The following is a 20,440-nucleotide window of genomic DNA, read 5'->3' as shown; positions in this document are numbered from 1 at the left end:
GCTGGCTGAATGGAGCGGCGAGGATTGCATCTGATCGAGGCGGCGGGCGGTTCGCGTGAATCGGCCGGCCTCTTGGCAAGGCTGTTTGCGGGCGGGCGCGAACGCATGCTGCGCAAGCTCGATGCGGGGCTTGCCACCGGGTCGATCCGCGCGACCTTGCCCGATGGCCAGAAACGCGTGCTGGGTGGCAAGAGATCTGGCTTTGAGGCTGAAATCCATGTCCATGACTGGCGCTGCATTTTGCGGCTGGCGACCGGCGGATCGGTCGGCTGGTATCGCGCATGGGAAAAGGGTGAATGGTCGAGCCCCGATCCGGTGCAGATCTTTGCCCTGTTCATGGCCAATGCCGACAGTCTTGGTCAGCTGGGCCGGGCCAAGGGGCCGTGGCGCATGGCGGCGCGCGCCTATCACTGGGCGCGGCGCAACACGCGCACGGGCTCCCAGCAGAACATCTCCGCCCATTACGATCTCGGCAATGATTTCTATGCCCCCTGGCTGGGCGAGACCATGGCCTATTCCAGCGCGATCTGGCGTGAGGCGATGACGCTGGACAAGGCGCAAGCCGCCAAGATGCATGCCATGGCAGCACGGATCGACGGGGCGCCGGGCAATCATGTGCTGGAAATCGGCTGCGGCTGGGGTTCGCTTTCCGCGATGCTCGCCGAGAACGGCTATGAGGTGGAGGCGATCAGCCTGTCGGATGAACAGCTCGCCCATGCGCGCGCGCTGGCGCCCGATGTCGATTTCAGGAAGCAGGACTACCGCGACGTCGACGGGCGCTATGACGCGATCGTCAGTGTCGAGATGGTGGAGGCGCTGGGGCAGGAATACTGGCCGACATTCATGGATTGCATCGCCCATAATCTGAAAAAGGGCGGGCGCGCGGCGATCCAGTTTATCTCTATCCGCGATGAATTGTTCGACGCCTATTCGCGCAGCGCCGATTTCATCCAGACCTACATCTTCCCCGGCGGCATGCTGATCCGCACATCCGAATTTCGCGCCTTGGCAGAGGCGAGGGGGCTGACATGGAGCGACGAGACGCGCTTTGGCCTAGACTATGCGCGCACTTTGGCAGATTGGCGGCAGCGGTTCGACCGGGCCTATGCACAGGGCAAGATGCCCGCCGATTTCGACGACCGCTTCGCCGATCTATGGCGCTATTACCTGATGTATTGCGAAGGCGGCTTCCGCGGGGGCGGGATCGACGTGCATCAGGTCACGCTGATCAAGCCGTGATTTGTCTCAACCGCTGGCCCTGACGAAAACGCCCCGCAGCGGGCGGGCTGCGGGGCGTATCCGAAATCATGTTGTTCCTGCCGGTCAGAGCAGGCTGCGCGTGATCCCGCCTTCGCGATATCGCGAGACGATATCGTCGTAGATCACCGGGCTGAGAAGGTTCTGGAAGGCGCAGCCGACCAGATTGTTCTGCCACCAGATAACCTCGCACTGCAGCGCCTCAAGGCCCGGGAGCTTCAGCCAGCACAGCGAACCCACCGCAAGTCGGTTGACGCATTCGGCTGAAAAACCGCCAAGCGAGAGATCGCCGACTGTCGTCGAAAATCCGTGGCCGCCGGTGGGGCGAAGGGTCGCGGGGATCGCGACGCGCAGACGCGGCGACGAACGATCCTCTTGCGAGGCCGCGTAATAGCGGTCGGTCGCCTGAAAGCGATCCCCTCCAAGTGGCTTTGTCCTGTACTCGGTCATGGCAACTCCTTTGCAAGAGCAGGACCCTTTGCCATCCGCCAAACAAGGCAGATTGCGCGTACGCACGGCCGTTCCTGATGGCCAAGAGTATGACAAGTGAGGTTAAGAGGGCGTTAAAACGGTCAATTAACGCGAACTTGCGTCCCGTTAGGTACTCCATCCCGCACGAACTCTAGGATCTTGTCCGCCACGACCTCCGGGCCCTTCAGCGTTTTGGGGTCTTCGCCGGGATAGGCGCGGGCGCGCATGTCGGTTCGCGTGGCGCCCGGATCGACGATCGCGGTGGCGATTCGCGTGGTGTTCGCGGTTTCCTGGCTGAAGCTCAAAAGCAGGTTGTCGAACGCCGCCTTGGTCGAGCCATAGGCCCCCCAATAGGCGCGCGGTTTCGCGCCCACCGAGCTTGTGAGGCCGATGACCTTACCCGCGTCCGCCTTCTTCAGCATCGGCGCAAAGGCCGAGAGCAGCGTCTGCGTCGCCAGCACATTGACGGTCATCGCCTTGGAAAAGGCCTGCGCGTCGATATCGGTGACCGACGACAGCTGCGGCAGGAGCGCGGCATTGATGACGAGCGCGTCGAGCTTGTCCCACCGGCCCGATACGGCGGCGGCAAGCCGAGCGACGGCATCGGGTTCGGCAAGGTCGATCGGCGCGATGGTGGCGCTGCCGCCAAGGCTGTGGATCTCTTCCTCCACCGCTTCGAGCAGCTTGTCGCTGCGCGCGGTGATGATGACGTGCATGCCTGCCGATGCCAGCGCCAGCGCGGTCGCCTTGCCGATTCCGCGCGATGCGCCGGTGACGAGAGCGAGCTTTCCCGCAAGCGGGCCGGTATGTTCGGTATCGGTCATGGGATCAGGCGACCTTTTCGGTCTTGGGCAAAAGGCTCAGCTGGCTGGGATCGGTACGTTCGGCCAGATCGGTGAGCCGCGTCGGATAGTCGCCGGTGAAGCACGCGTCGCAATATTGCGGGCACTTCGACTTGCGCTCATTCTCGCCCACGGCGCGATAGAGGCCGTCGATCGAAACGAAAGCAAGGCTGTCGGCCTGGATGAACTCACGCATCGCGTCCATGTCCATCCGCGCGGCGAGCAGCTTGTTCCGCTCCGGCGTGTCGACACCGTAGAAGCAGCTGTGCATCGTCGGCGGGCTGGCGATGCGCATGTGCACCTCCGTCGCGCCGGCATTGCGCATCATCTGCACGATTTTCAGCGAGGTGGTGCCGCGCACGATGGAATCGTCGATCAGCACGATGCGCTTGCCCTCTACCAAAGCGCGGTTCGCGTTGTGCTTGCGGCTGACGGAGCTGGAGCGCGCGCCATCCGAGGGCTGGATGAAGGTGCGGCCCACATAGTGCGAGCGGATGATGCCCAGTTCGAACGGCACGCCCGATTCCTGCGCATAGCCGATGGCGGCGGGCACGCCCGAATCGGGCACCGGAATGACGAGATCGACATCCGCCGGGCTCTCGATGGCGAGCTGCTGGCCGATGGCCTTGCGCACCGAATAGACCGATTGCCCGGCCGAGATGGAATCGGGGCGCGAGAAATAGACATGTTCGAAAATGCAGGGGCGCGAGGATGCCTCGACGAAGGGGCGGTGGCTGGTGACCTTGCCGTCCTGGTCGACCTCGATCAGCTCGCCCGCCTCGACCTCGCGGTCGAAGGTCGCGCCGACAATGTCCAGCGCCACGGTTTCGGAGGCGAAGACGACCGCGCCCTTTTTCCCGTCGGCTTCGGGGATGTGGCCCATGACCAGCGGGCGGATGCCCAGCGGATCGCGGCATGCGATCATGCCTTCCTTGGTGGTGCAGATGAGCGAATAGGCGCCTTCCAGCATCCTCAGAGCATCGACGAAACGGTCGAGCAGCGTGGGATAGCGGCTGGTCGCGACGAGGTGGATGATCACCTCTGTATCCGCCGTCCCCTGGAAGATCGCGCCGCGCTGCACGAGATCGCTGCGCAGGTGCATCGCGTTCGAGATATTGCCATTATGCGCGATGGCGAAGCCGCCCGATGCGAGCTCTGCATAAAGCGGCTGCACGTTGCGAAGGCCCGATCCGCCGGTCGTCGAATAGCGGACATGACCCACCGCCATGGATCCCGGCAATTCGGCCATCGCCTCGCCGGTCGAGAAATTCTCCGCCACGTGGCCATTGCCGCGCCGCACGTGGAATTCCTGCCCGTCGAAGGAGACGATGCCTGCCGCCTCCTGCCCGCGGTGCTGCAGGGCGTGGAGGCCCAATGCCGTCACCGCCGCCGCGTCGCGGGCGCCGATGACGCCAAAGACGCCGCATTCTTCGCGCAGCGAATCCCCGTCCTCGTCGTGGAAGGGATGGTGTACCGTGTCGCCTAAATCATTGTGCTGCAAAGCCAAACTCACGTCGCCTAGAGGGGGTCGCCGTGGCGCCTGACCCGCCAGAAGCGGGCCGGTTTGCCGTCGGGGGTCGCTTTGCCGATGTTTCATCCCGATTACAAGGTGAGTCTTGGGCCGGTTTCGTTGCGGTACGGGGAACAGCCTGCCCCCTGGTGGATTTATCGCTTCTTGCCACCGCCACTTGCGACCCCTAGTTCAGGCGAGCCTCATCCGCATGCCCTATTCGGGGCATGACATCTTCATAAAGCCGGAGCCCGACCGCTTGATCCTCTCGCCCTTCGAATGGACCATCGCCAAGCGCTATATGCTGCCCGGCCGCGGCGAGGCGTTCATCGCCATGGTCGCGGGCATCAGCCTCGTGGCCGTCATGCTGGGCGTTGCCGCTCTTGTCATCGTGATGAGCGTGATGAACGGTTTCCGCGCAGAACTGATGGACAAGATCGTGGGGTTGAACGGCCACGCCATCGTGCAGGGCTATGGCGGGCGTATAGCCAACTGGCAGGACGTGCTGGAGGACGTGGAAAACACGCCCGGCGTCACCCGCGCATCGCCTCTGATCGAACAGCCGCTGCTCGCCACCTATGAAGGGCGGGTCGAGGCCGTGCTGGTGCGCGGCAATACGCAAAAGGACATCGACCGGCTGAAGCCCAAGGTGATCTCGGGCAATCTCACCGCGCTCACGCCCGGCAGCCAGCGTGTTGCCGTCGGCTCGCAGCTGGCGCAATCGCTGGGCGCGACGGTGGGCGATACGCTGACCGTGATCAATCCGGCGGGACGCACCACGCCATTCGGCACCGTGCCGCGGCAGATCGGTTACCAGATCGGCGCCATATTCGAGATCGGCATTTATCAATATGACGATGCCTTCGTCGTGATGCCCATGAGCGATGCGCAGACCTTGCTTTTGACCGGCGACCAGATCGGCATGATCGAGGTGACCACCACCAATCCCGACACGGTGGACGAGACCATGGCCCCCATCCGCGGCAAGCTGCAGGGCAGGGCGGTCGTTTCCACGTGGAAGACCATCAATGCCTCCTTGTTCGAGGCGCTGGCGGTGGAGCGCGTCGCCATGTTCGTCGTGCTCTCGATCATCGTGCTGGTGGCGGTGTTCAACATCCTGTCCAGCCTGATCATGCTGGTGCGCGCGAAAACGCGGGACATCGCGATCATGCGCACCATGGGGGCGACAAGGAAAAGCATCCTCAAGATCTTCGTGACGGCGGGCTTCCTGATCGGCGCGCTGGGCACGATGGCGGGGCTGGGCCTCGGCTTCTTCGCGCTGTTCTTCCGGCAGAGCGTCGTCAATTTCTTTCAGGCGGTGACGGGGCAGAACCTGTGGGACCCTTCCATTCGCTTCCTGACCGAACTGCCTGCCCGCACCGACCCGTCAGAGGTGGTGGTGATCATCATCATGGCGCTGGTGCTGTCTTTCCTCGCCACGCTCTACCCCGCCTTCAAGGCGGCGAGTACCGATCCCGTGCAGGTGCTGCGCTATGAGTGATGCAAGGGGGAGTGATGCAAGGGGGAGTGATGTCATGACCAAAACAGTCGTCGAACTTTCAAAGCTCACCCGCAGCTTCACGCAGGGCGGGGTGACGATCGACGTGCTGAAGGGCGTCGACCTCACCATCATGCCCGGCGAAATCGTGGCGCTGCTTGGCCCGTCGGGTTCGGGCAAGTCGACCATGCTTCAGGCGGTTGGCCTGCTCGAAGGCGGCTTTGGCGGAGAGATCACGATCTGCGGCCGCTCTGCCGAGAAATCGGATGGCGATGCGCGCACGGCATTAAGGCGCGAACATCTGGGTTTCGTCTATCAGTTTCATCACCTGCTCCCCGATTTCGACGCGCGCGAAAACGTGGTTCTGCCGCAGCTGGTGGCAGGCGTGCCGAGGAAGGACGCGGAAACCCGCGCTGACGAGCTGCTTTCGGCATTGGGCCTAGCCCAGCGGCTGGATCATCGCCCCAGCCAGCTGTCGGGCGGTGAACAGCAGCGCGTCGCCGTGGCGCGCGCGCTGGCGAACAAGCCCGAACTCGTGCTGGCGGACGAACCCACCGGCAATCTCGACGAGGCGACCAGCGACCGGGTGCTCGATGAATTCCTGCGGCTGGTGCGCGGGCAGGGCAGCAGCGCGCTGATCGCAACGCATAATGAAAGGCTCGCGGCCAAGATGGACCGGATCGTGCGGCTGCATGATGGCTTGCTGGAGCAGGGGTGAAACCCGATATCGAGGGTGACCCGTGCCGGAACGCAGACGGGTTGCGGCGCGTTCCATGCTTGCAGCGGCGGATTTGACCGCTAGAGATTGCAAGACAGACTGAGAAAGACGATGAACATGACCCGCCCCACCACCTTTCATGGAGAGTCCGACGTGCCCAATGGGATCGACTGGAATGACCATGCCGCGCTTCACCGCCGGCCCGAAGGGAACAAGAGCGACATGTTCCGCGGCTTCTCGGTAATCCGCGAAGGCACGTTTGCCGAAATGGTCGGCTTCGTCGCCTCGCTGCCCGAGGATGAACGTGAAGGTCTCGCGATCCAGAAGTCGGGCGACCGCCTGTTCGAACTGGGTGAGATCATGGCCCTGTCTCGGCGCGAGGATTTTCCCGCGGCCTAATCCTGCGCTCCACTTCCGGCTTTCGGAACGGGCCAGCGGGTTTTCCAAGCATTTTTCCCCGACCGGCCTGTGGCGACCCTTGGCCGGGGCGGGGCGGGTTGCCATAATCGCAGCCATGCCATTTGCCCCGTTCGTTCCGCTCCGAGTCTTTTCCAGCTACTCCATGCTGGAAGGCGCGATCGACCCGAAGAAACTCGCCAAGCTGGCGCGCGAACGCGGCTTTCCCGCTATTGCCATTTGCGACCGTAACGGGCTTTACGGCTCCATCGCCTTTGCCGGAGCGGCGAAGGATGCGGGCGTGCAGCCGATCATTGGCACGCTATTGGGCGTGGCGCGGCCCGGCTCCTCGGAAGGGGATGGGGCCAACACCAATGGCGATCCTGCGGTCGACTGGCTCGCCCTTTATGCCCAGAACGAGGCAGGATACGACAATCTGTGCCATCTCGTGTCCAAGGCGCATCTCGAACGGCCGCTTCACCTCGATCCCCATGTCACCCTGTCGGATATCGAGGGCCATACCGACGGCCTGATCTGCCTGACCGGCGCTGGCGATGGCGCGTTGGCGCGGCTTTACGCGCATGGGCAGGGCGATGCGGCACGGCGCTATGCCGACCGGCTTGAGGCCCTGTTTCCCGGCCATCTCTATATTGAGATCGCCCGCAGCGGCGCGGAGAACGAGCGCGAGAGCGAAGAGGCGCTGATCGAGCTGGCCTATGCCCGTGACCTGCCCTTGATCGCGACCAATCCCGCCCTGTTCGACGAGGCGACCTTCCACGCCGCGCATGACGCCATGCTCTGCATTGCGAACAGCACCCATATCGACGCCGAAGACCGACCCCGTGCGCCCAGGGACGCATGGGTCAAACCGGCGGAGATGATGCAGCAATTGTTCGCCGACCTTCCCGAAGGCCTGTCGAACTCGCTCGTCATCGCAAAGCGCTGCGCCTATGCGCCGCCTTACCGCAAGCCGATCCTCCCCAGCCTTGCCGGTGATTTCGAGGGGGAGGCAAAGGCGCTGGCCGAAACGGCGCGTGCTGGCCTTGCCAAGCGGCTGGAGGTCTATGACGACCTCACCGACGAACAGCGCGCCGAATATGACAAGCGGCTTGAGTTCGAGATCGACATCATCATTCAGATGGGCTTTCCCGGTTACTTCCTGATCGTTGCCGACTTTATCAAATGGGCGAAGGATAATGGGATCCCGGTGGGGCCGGGCCGCGGGTCCGGCGCGGGCAGCGCGGTGGCATGGGCGCTGACCATCACCGATCTCGACCCGCTGCGGCTGGGGCTGCTGTTCGAACGTTTCCTCAATCCCGAACGCGTTTCGATGCCCGACTTCGACATCGACTTCTGCGAAACCCGGCGCGGGGAGGTGATCCGTTACGTGCAGGCCAAATATGGTCATGACCACGTGGCGCAGATCATCACCTTCGGTAAGCTGAAGGCGCGCGCCGTGCTGCGCGACTGCGGGCGCATCCTGCAGATGAGCTATGGCCACGTCGACCGGCTGTGCAAGATGGTCCCGAACCATCCCACCGATCCTTGGACGTTGAAGCGCGCCATGGACGGCGCGGCGGATTTCCACACCGAGTACAAGCGCGACCCCGATGTGAAGCGGCTGGTCGATCTAGCCATGCAGCTGGAAGGTCTGCCGCGTAACTCTTCGACCCACGCGGCCGGCGTGGTGATCGGGGACAGGCCCTTGTCGCAGCTGGTCCCGCTTTACCGCGACCCGCGTTCGGACATGCCGGTGACGCAGTTCGACATGAAGCATGTCGAAAGTTCGGGCCTCGTGAAGTTCGACTTCCTCGGCCTGAAAACCCTCTCGGTGCTGAGGAAGGCGGTCGACCTGCTTAAACGCCGGGGCATCGAGGTCGATCTCGACGGGCTGGCGTGGGACGACAAGGGCGTGTTCGAACTGCTCAAACGCGGCGACACCGTCGGCGTGTTCCAGCTGGAATCGGAAGGCATGCGCCGCACGCTTTCCGCCGTGAAGCCGACCAAGTTCGAAGACATCATCGCGCTCGTCTCGCTGTATCGACCCGGCCCGATGGACAACATCCCACTGTTCGGCCAGCGCAAGAACGGCCTTGCCGAGATCGAATATCCGCACCCGAAACTGGAAGGCATCCTGGCCGAGACCTACGGTATCTTCGTCTATCAGGAACAGGTGATGCAGGCCGCGCAGATCCTGGCCGGATATTCGCTGGGCGATGCAGACCTCTTGCGCCGTGCCATGGGCAAGAAGGTGCAGGCCGAGATGGACAAGCAACGCTCGCGCTTTGTCGAGGGCTGCAAGACCGTGTCCGATATCGAGCCGAAGAAGGCCAACGAATTGTTCGACTTGATCGACAAGTTCGCAGGCTACGGCTTCAACAAGTCGCACGCCGCTGCCTATGCTTTGCTTGCCTATCAGACCGCATGGCTGAAGGCGCATTATCCGCATGAATTCTATGCTGCGGCCATGTGCTTCGACATGCACCAGTCGGAAAAGCTGTCGATCTTCGTCGATGACATGCGCCGGGCGGGGATTGCGCTGGCGGGCCCGTGCATCAACCATTCGGAAGCGGAATATACGGTCGAGCCGACGCAGGAGGGCCATCAGGTCCGCTATGCGCTCGCCGGGCTTCGCAACGTGGGTGAAAAGGCGATGGACGCCATCGTCGCCGAGCGTGAGGCGAGGGGGCGGTTCGAGAGCCTCAAGGACATGTTCGAGCGGCTTCCCGCCGGATCCATGAACCGCCGCCAGCTGGAAGCGCTGGCCGCAGCGGGCGCATTGGACGCGCTGGAACCCAACCGCGCCAAGATTACGGCCAATGCCGAACTGCTGCTGGCCGTCACCGATGCCGCCGTGCGCGAAAAGGCGAGCGGGCAGGCGGGGCTTTTTGGCGGCGAGGATCACGCCGAGGCCGACCTGCGCCTGAAAGATTGCGACCCATGGCCGCGCAAGGAGCAGATGGAGAAGGAGCGCGAGAATTTTGGCTTCTACTTTGCCGCGCATCCCGTGTCGCAATGGCGCGCGGTTGCCAGCGCCAATGGCGCGCGCAGCCACGCGAGCCTGATTGAGGGCGGCGTGGCCGAGAACCCCGGCGAACCTGCGCGCAAGGGCCAGCGCCCCGGCGCCAGCCGATCCAATGCCGTCATGGCGGCGCTGGTGGAAAGCGTGAACAAGCGCAAGACCAAGCGCGGCAATGATTTCGTCATGGCCGAATTTTCCGACCAGACCGGCAATTTCTCGGCGAGCTGTTTCGAGGAAGCCTTGGTCGAGCCGTTCCAGAAATGGGCGGCGGCGGGCGAATGCGTGCTCCTCAATGTCGAGCTTGACCGGCCCAATCCGGATGAACCGCCGCGCATCACCGTGCGCGGGGCGCGGCCGCTTTCGGAAGTGACCGGCAGCGCCCGCATGGAACTGACGCTGACCGTCGCGCGGGAGGAGGCCCTGTCCGAACTCGCGCTGGCGCTGCCTGCCGATGCGAAATCAACAGGCGAGGTCATTGCAACCCTGCTTTTGGGCAATGGCAAGCACGCGAGGGTGCTGCTGGGCCGCAATTTCGCGCTGGATGGCGAGATGACGGACCGGATCAGCGAGATCGAGGGTGTTTCGGCCGTGGCGCTAAAGGCGAGGGCGGTGGCGCAGATGCGTCTGGTCGCCTGAACGCGCGCGTAGCGGCGGCGGGCCGGCCCGCGCTTGGGGCCGCTTTGATCGAAATTTTCCGCAGCCGCGAAATTTCCGGCTTGATCCATGCTGCGACCGCGTCTAGATCGCGTGATATGTTATATCATGCGCCCCTCCGAGCCGCCCGGATGTCCCTCCTTCTGGCCGGTGCTGCCACCCTCATCCCCGCAACCGCCTTTGCAAAAGAGGGCACGGCTGAGCCTTCCGACCAGACCGCGCCCTCGCAGCAGCGCCAGACCCCTCAAGCGGGTCAAACCCCGTCCCCTGCCCCTGCCGCGCGCGATTATGGCGATGATTTCCACGCCCCCGATATCACCGTGACCGCAGCCGGCGTCGGCACGCTCGACGTGCTGGCCGGGACATCGGTCATGGACGGGACCGACCTTCAGGAAAACATGGCGGGCCAGATCGGCGACGTGCTGGTCAAGCTGCCGGGCGTATCGGCCACGGGCTTTGCACCCGGCGCATCGCGCCCCGTGCTGCGCGGTTTTCAGGGAGAGCGCGTGCGCGTGCTGACCGATGGCATCGGCTCCATCGACGCATCGAACACTAGCAGCGATCACGCCGTCACCATCGACCCGCTGACCGCCGAACGGATCGAGGTCCTGCGCGGCCCCGCCGTGCTCCTCTATGGCTCGTCGGCCATCGGCGGCGCGGTCAATGTCATCGACAAGCGCATTCCGAGGAAGCGCCCCGACGAGCTGGTCCATGTCGATACCGTCATGGCCGCCGACACCGCCTCCGACCTGATCGAGACCGGCGGTTCGCTCGACGTGCCGCTGGGCAAGTCATTCGCGGTGCATGTCGATGGCAATTACCGCGTTTCGGACGACATCTCGATCCCCGGCTATGCCGCCAGCAATGCGCTGCGCGCCGAATTGCTGGGCGAGGCCGCCGAAGAGGCCGCCGAGGCCCCCGAAGAAGCAGCCGAACTGACCGAAGCGGCCAACTTTCGCGGTAAGGTCAAAAATTCCGGAACGGAGACCTATACCGCCGGTGCCGGCCTGACCTGGTTCGGCGAGCGGGCGACGCTGGGCGTTTCGGTCGGCCTTTACGACACGTTCTATGGCGTCCCCACGCGCCCGGGCACAGGCCATGCGCATGAAGAGGAAGGCGCAGGGGAAGAGCTGGCCGAGGAAGAGCACAGCGAGGAAACCGTCGACATCGACATGCGCCAGTGGCGCGGCGATCTGCGCGGTTCGTTCGAATTCGGCGGCGGCCCGTTTGAAAGCGTGAACACCCGCTGGGGGATTACCGATTATACCCATGTGGAACTGGAAAGCGGCGAGACCGGCACGACCTTCAACGTCAATGGTCTCGAAGGACGGCTTGAGCTGGTCCAGCGCCGCGGGCTGATCGGCGGCGCGAATGGCGGCGGTACCATCGGTGCGCAATTCTATCGCCGCGAGCTGGAAGCGATCGGCGAGGAGGCGTTCGTCGCCCCGAACACCGCCAGGCAATATGCGCTGTTCACCCTGCAGCAGATGGATTTCGGGCCGATCGTGGTGGAAGCCGCCGGTCGCTACGAACGGTCGGAGCTGGAAGGCGAAGGCTATGCCTCGCGCGATTTCGATGCGTTCTCGGGCGCTATCGGCGTGTGGCATGAAACCCCCGGCGGGGTGCGCCTTGGCCTGAACGCCAGCCGCGTTGCCCGCGCGCCCGCCGCCGAAGAGCTTTACGCCAGCGGCCCCCATGTCGCCACGCAGCAGTTCGAGGTGGGCGATCCCACGCTGAGCCTTGAAAAGGCGCTTGGGCTTGAAGCCTATGTCCGCGGCGCGCTGGGGCCGGGCGTGTTCTCGCTGACGGCCTATGCCAGCAAGTTCGACGATTACATCTATCTCGTCGGCACCGGCGAGGTGGAAGACGACCTGCCGGTCTATCAGCAGATGCAGGACGATGCCGACTACATTGGATTTGAAGCGGAAACCAACATGCCCCTCGCCACGCTGGGGCCGGTTGCCGTTTCGACGGACTTGTCGGCCAGCTATGTTCGCGCCGAATTGAAGGACGGTACCCCTCTGCCGTTGATCCCCCCTTTCTCGGCACGGGCGGAGCTGGTCGGCAAGACCGACAGGCTGGAAGGCAAGGTCGGCGTCGACTGGAACGCGAAGCAGTCCCGCATCGCGCCCTATGAGACCGAGACCGGGGCCTTTACGCTGGTCGATGCCTCGCTCGCGTGGAAGCCGCTGCGCGGTAGCGAGAACGTGACCATCATCGCACAGGCTGAAAACCTGCTCGACGTCACGGGCCGCCGACATTCCAGCGCGACGAAGGATTTCGTGCCGCTGACGGGCCGCAACTTCAAGCTCAGCGTGCGGTTGAGTATCTGATCGTGAGAGCGTCGCTGGTCCGGGGCCTGTGTCCGGCCAGTCGGCGTTCGGCGAGCATCCAGCCTATCGCCACCAGAAGGCACAGGCAGATCGTGGCCTGCGCGTTCAGTCCGGCCATGGCGCTGAACTGTATTGTGGGGACATGCAGCGCATAGAGCGGAAAGGAGAGGTTGCCGAGCCACTCCCAAAGCCGTGCCGACGCGCCAGCCGGCGCCAATCCCGATGCCAGCATGACAGGCGCGATGGCGAAGATGAAGGGCAGCTGCCACAGCGGGAAGGGGGCGAAGGCGACCAGCGCCGCATAGGCTGGCAGCGCGATCAGCCCGGCCCATAGGGGGATGGGCAGCACCGGCCTGTCGCGCAAGAGGCGAAAGGCGAGAATGCCGATCAGATAGGAGGTGAGGGCGCGGGGTATCACCAGCAGCTGGATCTCCAGGCTTGTCACCGCGAGGATGCGGGGAAATTCCACCAGTGCCGTTGCCGCGACCAGCATCGAGGCGCAAATCCCGAGCAGACCGAAGAGCGCGCGATTGCCCATGCGTGCGAAAACCGCCGCATGGCCTGCGTTGGCGAGAAGTTCGTAGAAGATCGACCACGCCGCCAGATTGAGCAGGAATGGCGTGGTAGCACCTGCCGGCACCATCATCAGGCCAAGCCCATAGGCGATCGTGCCATCGACCAGCGGGCCGCCACGGGCAAGATAGACGATGAAGCCCAGCGTCACCCCGCCAGCCATCGGCGCCCACAGCCTGCGGTAGCGCGCGGCCAGGAAGCGCAGGGGCGAGAGGCCGCCGCCAGCCAGTCGCTCTTCATAGGTGCGGGTCATGACATAGCCCGACAGCATGAAGAAGAAATCGACCGTGAGGTGGCCGGCGGCAAAGCCGAAGACATGCATGAACAGCACGACCAGCGCTGCCATGCCGCGCAGGGCATCGAGGCCGTGAAGACGGTGCAAGGCTTATCCCCGTTCGTTCGGTTACCGGGCACAAGCCTATCGGGGCGCGGTTACCACCGGGCTAACGGAAATGAATATGGCTTATTCCGTAATTGCGCGCGGCCTTAGAAAAGCGCCAGCTGCCCATCGAGCGACGGCGCGCGGAACGACGAGCAGTCAAGCTGCATGCGCCGCTGCGGGATGGCGCTTCTCTTCACAGCAAGGCGGAAACGGGCGCGGATCATCTCTGCCCATGCGCCCTTGCCGCGAAAGCGTTCGTGAAAGCGATGTTCATTGTCTCGCCCACCGCGCATTTCCTGCACCAATGCCATGACCTTGCCCGCGCGGTCGGGGAAATGGACATCCAGCCATTCACGGAACAAGGGCGAAACCTCGTGCGGCAGTCGCATCAGGATCCAGCCTGCGCTGTCCACATTCGCCTCGGCCAGCCGCGCCACGGTGCGTTCGATGAATTCGTCGGTGATCGCCGGAATGACCGGGGCCAGCATGCCATGCGTCGGCACGCCCGCCTGGGCCAGCCGGGTCAGCGCCGCCAGCCGCTTCTCGGGCGAAGGTGCGCGCGGCTCCAGCGTTTGCGACAGCCGCGCATCCAGCGAGGTGACCGAGATCCCCACGGCCACCAGATTGGCCCGAGCCAGCTCTGCCAGGAGGTCGAGATCGTGCAAAACCCGGTCCGACTTCGTGGTGATCGTGACGGGGTGCCTTACCTCCAGGCACAGCTCCAGCACTTGCCGCGTGATCCGGTATCGCCCCTCTATCGGCTGATAGGGATCGGTGTTCGTCCCCATCGCGATCGGGCGCGGGGTGTATCCGGGCTTGGCCAGGGTCTTGCGCAGCAGGTCCGCCGCATTCGGCTTGGCAAACAGCTTCGTTTCGAAATCGAGGCCGGGGGACAGGTCGTGATAGGCATGGGTGGGCCGGGCGAAGCAATAGATGCAGCCATGCTCACACCCGCGATAGGCATTGATGGAACGGTCAAAGCCGATGTCGGGCGAATTGTTGAAGGTGAGGATGGAGCGGGGATGCTCCTCCGTCACAGTGGTCCGGCGCTTCGTCGGCGCGCCATCGATGGCTTCGGCGGCGTCCAGCCAGTCGCCATCTGCCACGCGCGATGCCAGCCCGAAACGCTGCGGCACCGCATTGCTGGGCGCACCACGGCCGCGCTCGGCATCGGGATGCGCGGGGTGAGGGGTGGGGCGATTCGGCATCGGAGCATTCTAGCCGATAGAGTGAACATAACAAGAACATCTAACATGCTCGTTTGTTTAATTCTTCGGCGCTAGGGTGGCGCGATGGATGGGGTAATCGAATGGACGGGGCAATCGATCAGCCGGTGAGTTTCCGGGTTAGCGAACGCGATGTGGTGGAGGCCATGCAGGCCACGCTGTGGCGGCGCATGTTTCGCGGGCCGGGCGCGGTGATGCTGGGCATCGTGATCGCGGCATGGCTCGTGCTGGCCGTGCTGACGCTGCATCTGGGGCAATCGCTGCGCGATGTGGTCATGTTTGCCGTGGCCATTCCGCTGCTGCTCGCCTTGCTGCAATACGGTTTCGTGCCCGTGCTGGCGCGGCGGCATTTCCGGCAGAGCAAGGCGCTGCAAACGCCTTTGCGGTTCTGGCTGGAGGGCGAGGTGATCCACCTTGAGGGCGAACGCGGTCAGTCCGCCATGCCGATGGACGAGCTTTGGCGCTGGGGCGAGACGAAGCGCCTCGTCATGCTGTTCCATTCGGAAATGCTTTACAACATCGTGCCGAAAGAGGTGCTGGGCGAGAGCGGAACGCGTGCCCTGATCGCGGCTCTGCAGGCCGCGGGCGTGAAGGAAGCCTAGGGCCTCACTTCTCCCGCAAGCGGGGCATCAGTTCCACGAAATTGCAGGGGCGGTTGCGGGCGTCGAGCTGTTCGGCAAGAATGCCGTCCCACCCGTCCTTTACCGCGCCATTCGATCCGGGCAGCGCGAAAATATAGGTCCCGCGCGCCACCACCGCGCAGGCGCGCGACTGCACCGTGCTGGTGCCGATGGTCTTGTAGCTGAGATAGCGGAAAAGCTCTCCGAATCCCGGAATGTCGCGGGTCTTCACCCGCTCCAGCGCCTCGGGCGTGACATCGCGGCCGGTAAGGCCGGTGCCGCCGGTGGAGACGACCGCATCGACGTTCTCGTCCTCGATCCAAGTGTGCAGCTGGGCTGCGATCACCTCGGCATCGTCCTTCAGGATCATGCGGTCGATCAGCGTGTGGCCCGCATCGCGGATACGCTGGGCGAGGATGTCGCCGCTGGTGTCTTCGTCGGGGCCGCGCGTGTCGGACACGGTCAACAGGGCGATGCGCACCGGTTTGAAGGTGCGGCTTTCATCGATTGCCATGGGATCAGCCTCCGCTGCGGATCGTGTCGGACAGAACTTCGTGCCCGTGCTGCGCCACCGCGTCGGTGCCGGCAACGCCCGGGAAGCGGGGCCATAGGTTCTGGGCATAGGCTTCGCGCGAATCGGAATCGCGGTTCTGCTGGCGCTGGTACATCCAGTAATTGCGGGTCACGATCGCGACATAGGACCGCGTTTCGAAATAGGGAATCGATTCCATCCAGAGCAGCGGATCGCCCTTGTCGTTGATTTCCGTATTCCAGCGCGTGATCGGGGAAAGCCCGGCATTATAGGCGGCCATGATCTTGGGCAGCAGGCCCTGCGTACCGCGGCTGTCGCGCAGCATCTCCAGATTCTTCTGCCCATAGCTCATGTTAGTGGCCGGGTCTTTCAGCGCCGCGGTATTCTGGCCAAGGCCGAGACCTGCGTGCTGGCGCGCGGTGATCGGGGTGATCTGCATCAGCCCGACAGCCCCCGCCGGGCTGACCGCGCCGGGCTGGAACCGCGATTCCTGCAGCGTATGCGCATAGGCCAGCGCGGGATCGACGCGCCAGCCATCCACCGGCGCCCAGCGCGTGACGGGAAAGCGGGTGGATGGATCAGGATCTGCCCCCGCGGGAACACGGGTCGACATGGCAAGCTGCGTTCCGGCCAGCCCCAGCGTGCGCGCCAGCCGGGCGAGCGGCTGATATTCGCGCGCATCGCCGATCTCGGCCTGGTGGCGCAGCACCTCGTCGGCCAGGCCTTCGCGCCCGATTTCGACCAGTGCGACGGCGGTGCGGACATTGGGATCGTCCTGCAGAGTATTCCAGTCGGCGGGCGAAAACTTCGCCGCGCTGGCAAGCTGCGGCAGGCGCATGCCCAGCCTTTCGGCAGCAAGCATGCCGTAAAGCGTGTCGGAATAGCCCGCAGCGCGGCGGAGCGCAGGCGCAGCCTCGCCCGGCTGGCGGCAGCGGGTGAAGGCGCGGGCGGCCCAGTAATGAGCCGCGGCGCGCAATTCGATGTTCTGCGCGGTTCCGGCGGCGCGGGTAAAGCCATCGGCGGCCAGTTCGCAATTGTCGAGGCGCCATGCGGCCAGCCCTGCGACCCACCACCCTTCGGCCACCCACGGTCCGGCGCCATTATCGGCAACGCGGCGGGCAAGAGCCAAAGCGGTCTGGTCGTCATTCTCGATATAATGGCTCCACGCCACGCGCTGGCGCCATTCGGCGCGCGCTGCGGGCGAAAGCGTGGCATCGACGCCATCGAGCAATTGCCGCGCGCCGCCCGGATCATCGTTGACGATGCGGTCATTGATCGCCTCGGCAATGGAGTCGGGCATGGTGCCATCGCCCACGCCGCGCGGGCGAGTGCGCAGGGCAGGGCCGCGCACATAGACCAGCCGCTGCTGCGAGGGGAGGTCGGGCGCGCGTTCCAGCCCGCGCTTTAGCGCAAGGCGACCGATCTGTCCGGCCTGCGGCAATTCGCGCCCCTTGGCGAGCCATGTGTTGAGATCGGAAAGTTCGATCCGGGGCGAATTGGGGGCAAGGTAATATTCCGCCAGCGCGAGCTGCGTCAGCGGGCCGTCGGGCCGCTGTGAGAGCAGGTACTGCACCTGCCCCCAGTTCTCTGCATCGAGCTGGTTGAAAACCTCTCGGTAAAAGGCGCGGTCGGCATCGGTCAGCTGCGCCGGGATATGCGCGCCGCGTTCGATGCTGATCGCGGCATTGCTGGTGCCATCGGCGGCGGCGGGCTGGGCAAGGGACAGCGCGGCGACAAGCGCCGGGATCGCGGTAAGGGGCCGGGGGATGCGAACAGCCATCGTGGTCCTGTTGCCTTTCATTACGCCAAGAATCCTGCGCCCCGGCCTGACCGGGGAGCCCACGCGTGCATGCGGGCATGCATCGGGCAGGCGGAAACCTGCCCTATCGCGCTGAACGAAGGGTGAATCCGCGCGCGTTTTTCGTCAAGCCGTCTGCGAGAGGCCGAGCCAGCATTGCCACCAAAGGGCCTTTCTTTGCGGCCTTGTCGCCATCACGCCCAGTGGATAACCCGCGATCAGCGGAATTTCGCCGCCTTCCAGCGAGATCGAACCGGTCATCGCGGACCCGTCGAATCGCTCTGGCGCGATCATGCGCACGGTGTCGCGCCCGAACACGGCCAGCAGCCGGGGCCGGGCCAATGCGACATGGTGACGCAGCAATTCGCCCAGACCGTCTTCGTGCAATTGGCGCCAGTCGGGCGCAGGCGTGTGGCGCGGCAGGGCAGAGGCGAGATAGCAATCCTCACGCGTCAGCCCCATCGCCGCCAGCATCGCATCGAGCATGCGGCCATCCGTGCCCGACAACAGCGCGCCGGCTTCGCCAGCCCTATCGTCGGCGGCAGGATCGGATACCAGCACCATCAGCCGCGCGCCCGCCTTGCCCGCCGGTGCGACACGGCTGGTGGCTGGTGCCTCATCAAGCATGGGTGCGCTCATCCACCAGCTGCGGAAATCCTCCAGCGTTTGCGGCCAGCTTTCGCGCGGGCCGCCGATCTTCGGCTTGGCGGTTTCGCGGGGCGCGACGGCGCGCGCGGGCTGGCGCTCTCCTTTTTGGGGGTTGTCGGCGGGCTTTGCTTCGGCCAGCCAGTCACGCGGATCGTCGAGGAAGTCGCTGTCTACACCCGCATCGGCCCAGAAAGCGGACCAGCTGGCGACCAAAGCGTCCATATCGTCTCGCCCACTGTCCAAGTTTTCCGGGTCCCTAACATCGCGTCCGTGCATTTGATGGGTGAACCCTTGACCGCAGGGCCAACAGCAATCAAGCCCTGCATTGAAGATCGAACAGCCCATCAATGGGCAAATGAAACCGGGAGCCAAGAATGTCCGAACGCGAATCCATGCCTTATGATGTCGTCATCGTCGGTGGCGGCGTTGCGGGATTGGGCGCCGCGATCCGGTTGAAGCAGGTGAATGCGGATCTTGAGGTCTGCGTGCTTGAGAAGGGTTCGGAGATCGGCGCGCATATCCTGTCGGGCGCGGTGGTCGATCCCAAGGCGCTGGACGAACTGCTGCCCGACTGGCGCGATGACGATTGCCCGATGGCCGAGACCCCGGTGACGGATAACTGGCACTGGACGCTGTCGGCCAAGGGCAAGTTCGCGATGCCGCATCTGGCGATGCCGCCCTTCATGTCGAACGATGGCAATTACACCGGTTCGCTGGGCAGCCTGTGCCGCTGGCTCGCGGAAAAGGCCGAGGGGTTGGGCGTGGAAATCTTCCCCGGCTTCCCGGCGGCCGAGGTGCTTTATAACGATGACGGTTCGGTCAAGGGCGTGGCGACCGGCGACATGGGCGTGGCCGCCGATGGCAGCCACAAGGCCGATTACCAGCCCGGCATGGAACTGCACGGCAAATACACGCTGTTTGCCGAAGGCGCGCGCGGGTCGCTGACCAAGCAGCTGAAGGCGAAGTTCGACCTTGAGGCGAATTGCGAACCGCAGGTCTATGGCCTTGGCATGAAGGAATTGTGGGACATCGATCCCGCCAAGCACGTGCCGGGCCGCGTTCTCCACACACAGGGCTGGCCGCTTAGCGAAAACGATGCGTGGGGCGGCGGCTTCCTCTATCACCAGGCCAACGGGCAGGTGGCCTTGGGCTTCGTGGTCGCGCTGGATTACGCCAACCCGTATCTGTTCCCGTTCGAGGAATTCCAGCGCTGGAAGCAGCATCCTGAAATCCGCTCGATCCTCGAAGGCGGGAAGCGCGTTTCCTATGGCGCGCGCGTCATTAACGAAGGCGGCTGGCAATCGGTGCCGAAACTCACCTTCCCCGGCGGCGCGCTGATCGGATGCAGCGCGGGCTTCGTCAATGTGCCCCGCATCAAGGGCAGCCATACCGCGATGAAATCGGGCATGCTCGCGGCCGAAGCCGTGGCCGAGGCCATCGGCGCCCAGCGCGCGGGCGACGAGGTCGTCGATTACGAGACGACATTGCGTTCGAGCTGGATCGCGGATGAACTGAAGAAAGTGAAGAACGCCGAACCCGCCGTCGCCAAGTTCGGCGGCGCGCTGGGCACGGTGATCGCGGGCGCGGACATGTGGATGCGCACGCTGAAGATCGGCCTGCCGATCACCATGAAGCACCACCGCGACTGCGATCAGACGATGCGCGCCGATCTGTTCAAGCCGATCCAGTATCCCAAGCCCGATGGCGTGATCAGCTTCGACCGTCTTTCCAGCGTGTTCCTGTCGAACACCAATCATGAGGAAGATCAGCCCTGCCACCTTCAGCTCAAGGACCCGGATGTTCCGCTGAAGATCAACCTGCCGGTCTATGCCGGGCCTGCGGCGCGTTACTGCCCGGCGGGGGTGTATGAATATACCGGTCTCGACGAAGAGGGCGCAGAGCCCAAATTCGTGATCAACGCGCAGAACTGCGTCCACTGCAAGACCTGCGACATCAAGGA

Annotated in this window: 16 protein-coding genes; 8 read left to right on the top strand and 8 right to left on the bottom strand. The window is 64.3% G+C overall.

Translation table 11 applies throughout. From position 1 onward, the window contains the following. Nucleotides 1-9: 9 nt before the first annotated feature. Complete coding sequence (locus tag A9D13_RS07605; RefSeq protein WP_066772179.1) at nt 10-1,239, top strand: class I SAM-dependent methyltransferase; 1,230 nt, start codon at nt 10-12, stop codon at nt 1,237-1,239. Between the two features lie 84 nt (nt 1,240-1,323). Here the strand turns inward: A9D13_RS07605 and A9D13_RS07600 are convergent, their stop codons facing one another. The 3 genes from A9D13_RS07600 to purF all read right to left on the bottom strand — a co-directional run bounded on the left by A9D13_RS07600 (nt 1,324) and on the right by purF (nt 4,071). After that, nucleotides 1,324-1,707: a PilZ domain-containing protein gene (locus tag A9D13_RS07600; protein ID WP_066772178.1), complete on the bottom strand. Its 384-nt coding sequence runs from the start codon at nt 1,705-1,707 to the stop codon at nt 1,324-1,326. Between the two features lie 122 nt (nt 1,708-1,829). Further along, a complete protein-coding gene (locus A9D13_RS07595; RefSeq protein ID WP_066772177.1) occupies nt 1,830-2,552 on the bottom strand; it encodes an SDR family NAD(P)-dependent oxidoreductase in 723 nt (240 codons plus the stop codon). 4 nt (nt 2,553-2,556) lie between these two features. After that, entirely contained in the window at nt 2,557-4,071 is a 1,515-nt protein-coding gene (purF, locus tag A9D13_RS07590) for an amidophosphoribosyltransferase (protein WP_066772175.1), read from the bottom strand. 268 nt (nt 4,072-4,339) lie between these two features. Here purF and A9D13_RS07585 point away from each other — a divergent pair, with 268 nt between their 5' ends. From A9D13_RS07585 to A9D13_RS07565, 5 genes are all read left to right on the top strand, one after another. After that, a complete protein-coding gene (locus A9D13_RS07585; RefSeq protein ID WP_066773808.1) occupies nt 4,340-5,581 on the top strand; it encodes a lipoprotein-releasing ABC transporter permease subunit in 1,242 nt (413 codons plus the stop codon). Nucleotides 5,582-5,615: 34 nt separating this feature from the next. Next, nucleotides 5,616-6,296, top strand: a complete 681-nt coding sequence (locus A9D13_RS07580; RefSeq protein WP_066772173.1) for an ABC transporter ATP-binding protein — start codon at nt 5,616-5,618, stop codon at nt 6,294-6,296. 117 nt (nt 6,297-6,413) lie between these two features. Continuing rightward, entirely contained in the window at nt 6,414-6,695 is a 282-nt protein-coding gene (locus tag A9D13_RS07575; protein WP_066773806.1) for a hypothetical protein, read from the top strand. A gap of 115 nt (nt 6,696-6,810) precedes the next feature. Continuing rightward, nucleotides 6,811-10,350: a DNA polymerase III subunit alpha gene (dnaE, locus tag A9D13_RS07570; RefSeq protein ID WP_066773801.1), complete on the top strand. Its 3,540-nt coding sequence runs from the start codon at nt 6,811-6,813 to the stop codon at nt 10,348-10,350. A 149-nt stretch (nt 10,351-10,499) separates the two neighbouring features. Beyond that, nucleotides 10,500-12,701, top strand: coding sequence for a TonB-dependent receptor (locus A9D13_RS07565; RefSeq protein ID WP_082922203.1), 2,202 nt, complete (start codon nt 10,500-10,502; stop codon nt 12,699-12,701). Here the strand turns inward: A9D13_RS07565 and A9D13_RS07560 are convergent. Both A9D13_RS07560 and A9D13_RS07555 read right to left on the bottom strand, forming a co-directional pair. Further along, nucleotides 12,679-13,656 (bottom strand): acyltransferase family protein, encoded by a 978-nt coding sequence (locus A9D13_RS07560; protein ID WP_066772169.1) that lies wholly within the window; start codon nt 13,654-13,656, stop codon nt 12,679-12,681. The genes A9D13_RS07565 and A9D13_RS07560 overlap by 23 nt on opposite strands. Nucleotides 13,657-13,760: 104 nt before the next feature. Beyond that, on the bottom strand, nt 13,761-14,864 hold the full coding sequence (locus A9D13_RS07555; protein ID WP_066772167.1) for a PA0069 family radical SAM protein: 1,104 nt from the start codon (nt 14,862-14,864) through the stop codon (nt 13,761-13,763). A 101-nt stretch (nt 14,865-14,965) separates the two neighbouring features. Here A9D13_RS07555 and A9D13_RS07550 point away from each other — a divergent pair, with 101 nt between their 5' ends. After that, nucleotides 14,966-15,484, top strand: a complete 519-nt coding sequence (locus tag A9D13_RS07550; protein WP_066772165.1) for a YcxB family protein — start codon at nt 14,966-14,968, stop codon at nt 15,482-15,484. 4 nt (nt 15,485-15,488) lie between these two features. Here the strand turns inward: A9D13_RS07550 and moaB are convergent, their stop codons facing one another. From moaB to A9D13_RS07535, 3 genes are all read right to left on the bottom strand, one after another. Beyond that, on the bottom strand, nt 15,489-16,016 hold the full coding sequence (gene moaB / locus A9D13_RS07545; RefSeq protein WP_066772164.1) for a molybdenum cofactor biosynthesis protein B: 528 nt from the start codon (nt 16,014-16,016) through the stop codon (nt 15,489-15,491). 4 nt (nt 16,017-16,020) lie between these two features. Next, nucleotides 16,021-17,814 (bottom strand): lytic transglycosylase domain-containing protein, encoded by a 1,794-nt coding sequence (locus tag A9D13_RS07540; protein WP_082922322.1) that lies wholly within the window; start codon nt 17,812-17,814, stop codon nt 16,021-16,023. Between the two features lie 144 nt (nt 17,815-17,958). Continuing rightward, a complete protein-coding gene (locus A9D13_RS07535; protein ID WP_172808123.1) occupies nt 17,959-18,702 on the bottom strand; it encodes a uracil-DNA glycosylase family protein in 744 nt (247 codons plus the stop codon). A 152-nt stretch (nt 18,703-18,854) separates the two neighbouring features. Here A9D13_RS07535 and A9D13_RS07530 point away from each other — a divergent pair. Next, a partial coding sequence (locus A9D13_RS07530) for an electron transfer flavoprotein-ubiquinone oxidoreductase (protein WP_066772159.1) occupies nt 18,855-20,440 on the top strand: 1,586 nt, incomplete at its 3' end.

The organism is Croceicoccus mobilis, from assembly GCF_001661965.1.
GTDB classification, from domain to species: domain Bacteria; phylum Pseudomonadota; class Alphaproteobacteria; order Sphingomonadales; family Sphingomonadaceae; genus Croceicoccus; species Croceicoccus mobilis.
The sequence above is the reverse complement of the archived record's forward strand: the minus strand, read 5'-3'. Positions and strand labels throughout refer to the sequence as shown.

Bases quoted from the DNA above. Each gene is read 5' to 3' on its own strand.
- A9D13_RS07605 (WP_066772179.1), top strand. From the start codon at position 10: ATGGAGCGGCGAGGATTGCATCTGATCGAGGCGGCGGGCGGTTCGCGT.
- A9D13_RS07600 (WP_066772178.1), bottom strand. From the start codon at position 1,707: ATGACCGAGTACAGGACAAAGCCACTTGGAGGGGATCGCTTTCAGGCG.
- A9D13_RS07595 (WP_066772177.1), bottom strand. From the start codon at position 2,552: ATGACCGATACCGAACATACCGGCCCGCTTGCGGGAAAGCTCGCTCTC.
- A9D13_RS07580 (WP_066772173.1), top strand. From the start codon at position 5,616: ATGACCAAAACAGTCGTCGAACTTTCAAAGCTCACCCGCAGCTTCACG.
- A9D13_RS07575 (WP_066773806.1), top strand. From the start codon at position 6,414: ATGACCCGCCCCACCACCTTTCATGGAGAGTCCGACGTGCCCAATGGG.
- dnaE (WP_066773801.1), top strand. From the start codon at position 6,811: ATGCCATTTGCCCCGTTCGTTCCGCTCCGAGTCTTTTCCAGCTACTCC.
- A9D13_RS07565 (WP_082922203.1), top strand. From the start codon at position 10,500: ATGTCCCTCCTTCTGGCCGGTGCTGCCACCCTCATCCCCGCAACCGCC.
- A9D13_RS07555 (WP_066772167.1), bottom strand. From the start codon at position 14,864: ATGCCGAATCGCCCCACCCCTCACCCCGCGCATCCCGATGCCGAGCGC.
- A9D13_RS07550 (WP_066772165.1), top strand. From the start codon at position 14,966: ATGGACGGGGCAATCGATCAGCCGGTGAGTTTCCGGGTTAGCGAACGC.
- moaB (WP_066772164.1), bottom strand. From the start codon at position 16,016: ATGGCAATCGATGAAAGCCGCACCTTCAAACCGGTGCGCATCGCCCTG.
- A9D13_RS07540 (WP_082922322.1), bottom strand. From the start codon at position 17,814: ATGGCTGTTCGCATCCCCCGGCCCCTTACCGCGATCCCGGCGCTTGTC.
- A9D13_RS07535 (WP_172808123.1), bottom strand. From the start codon at position 18,702: ATGGACGCTTTGGTCGCCAGCTGGTCCGCTTTCTGGGCCGATGCGGGT.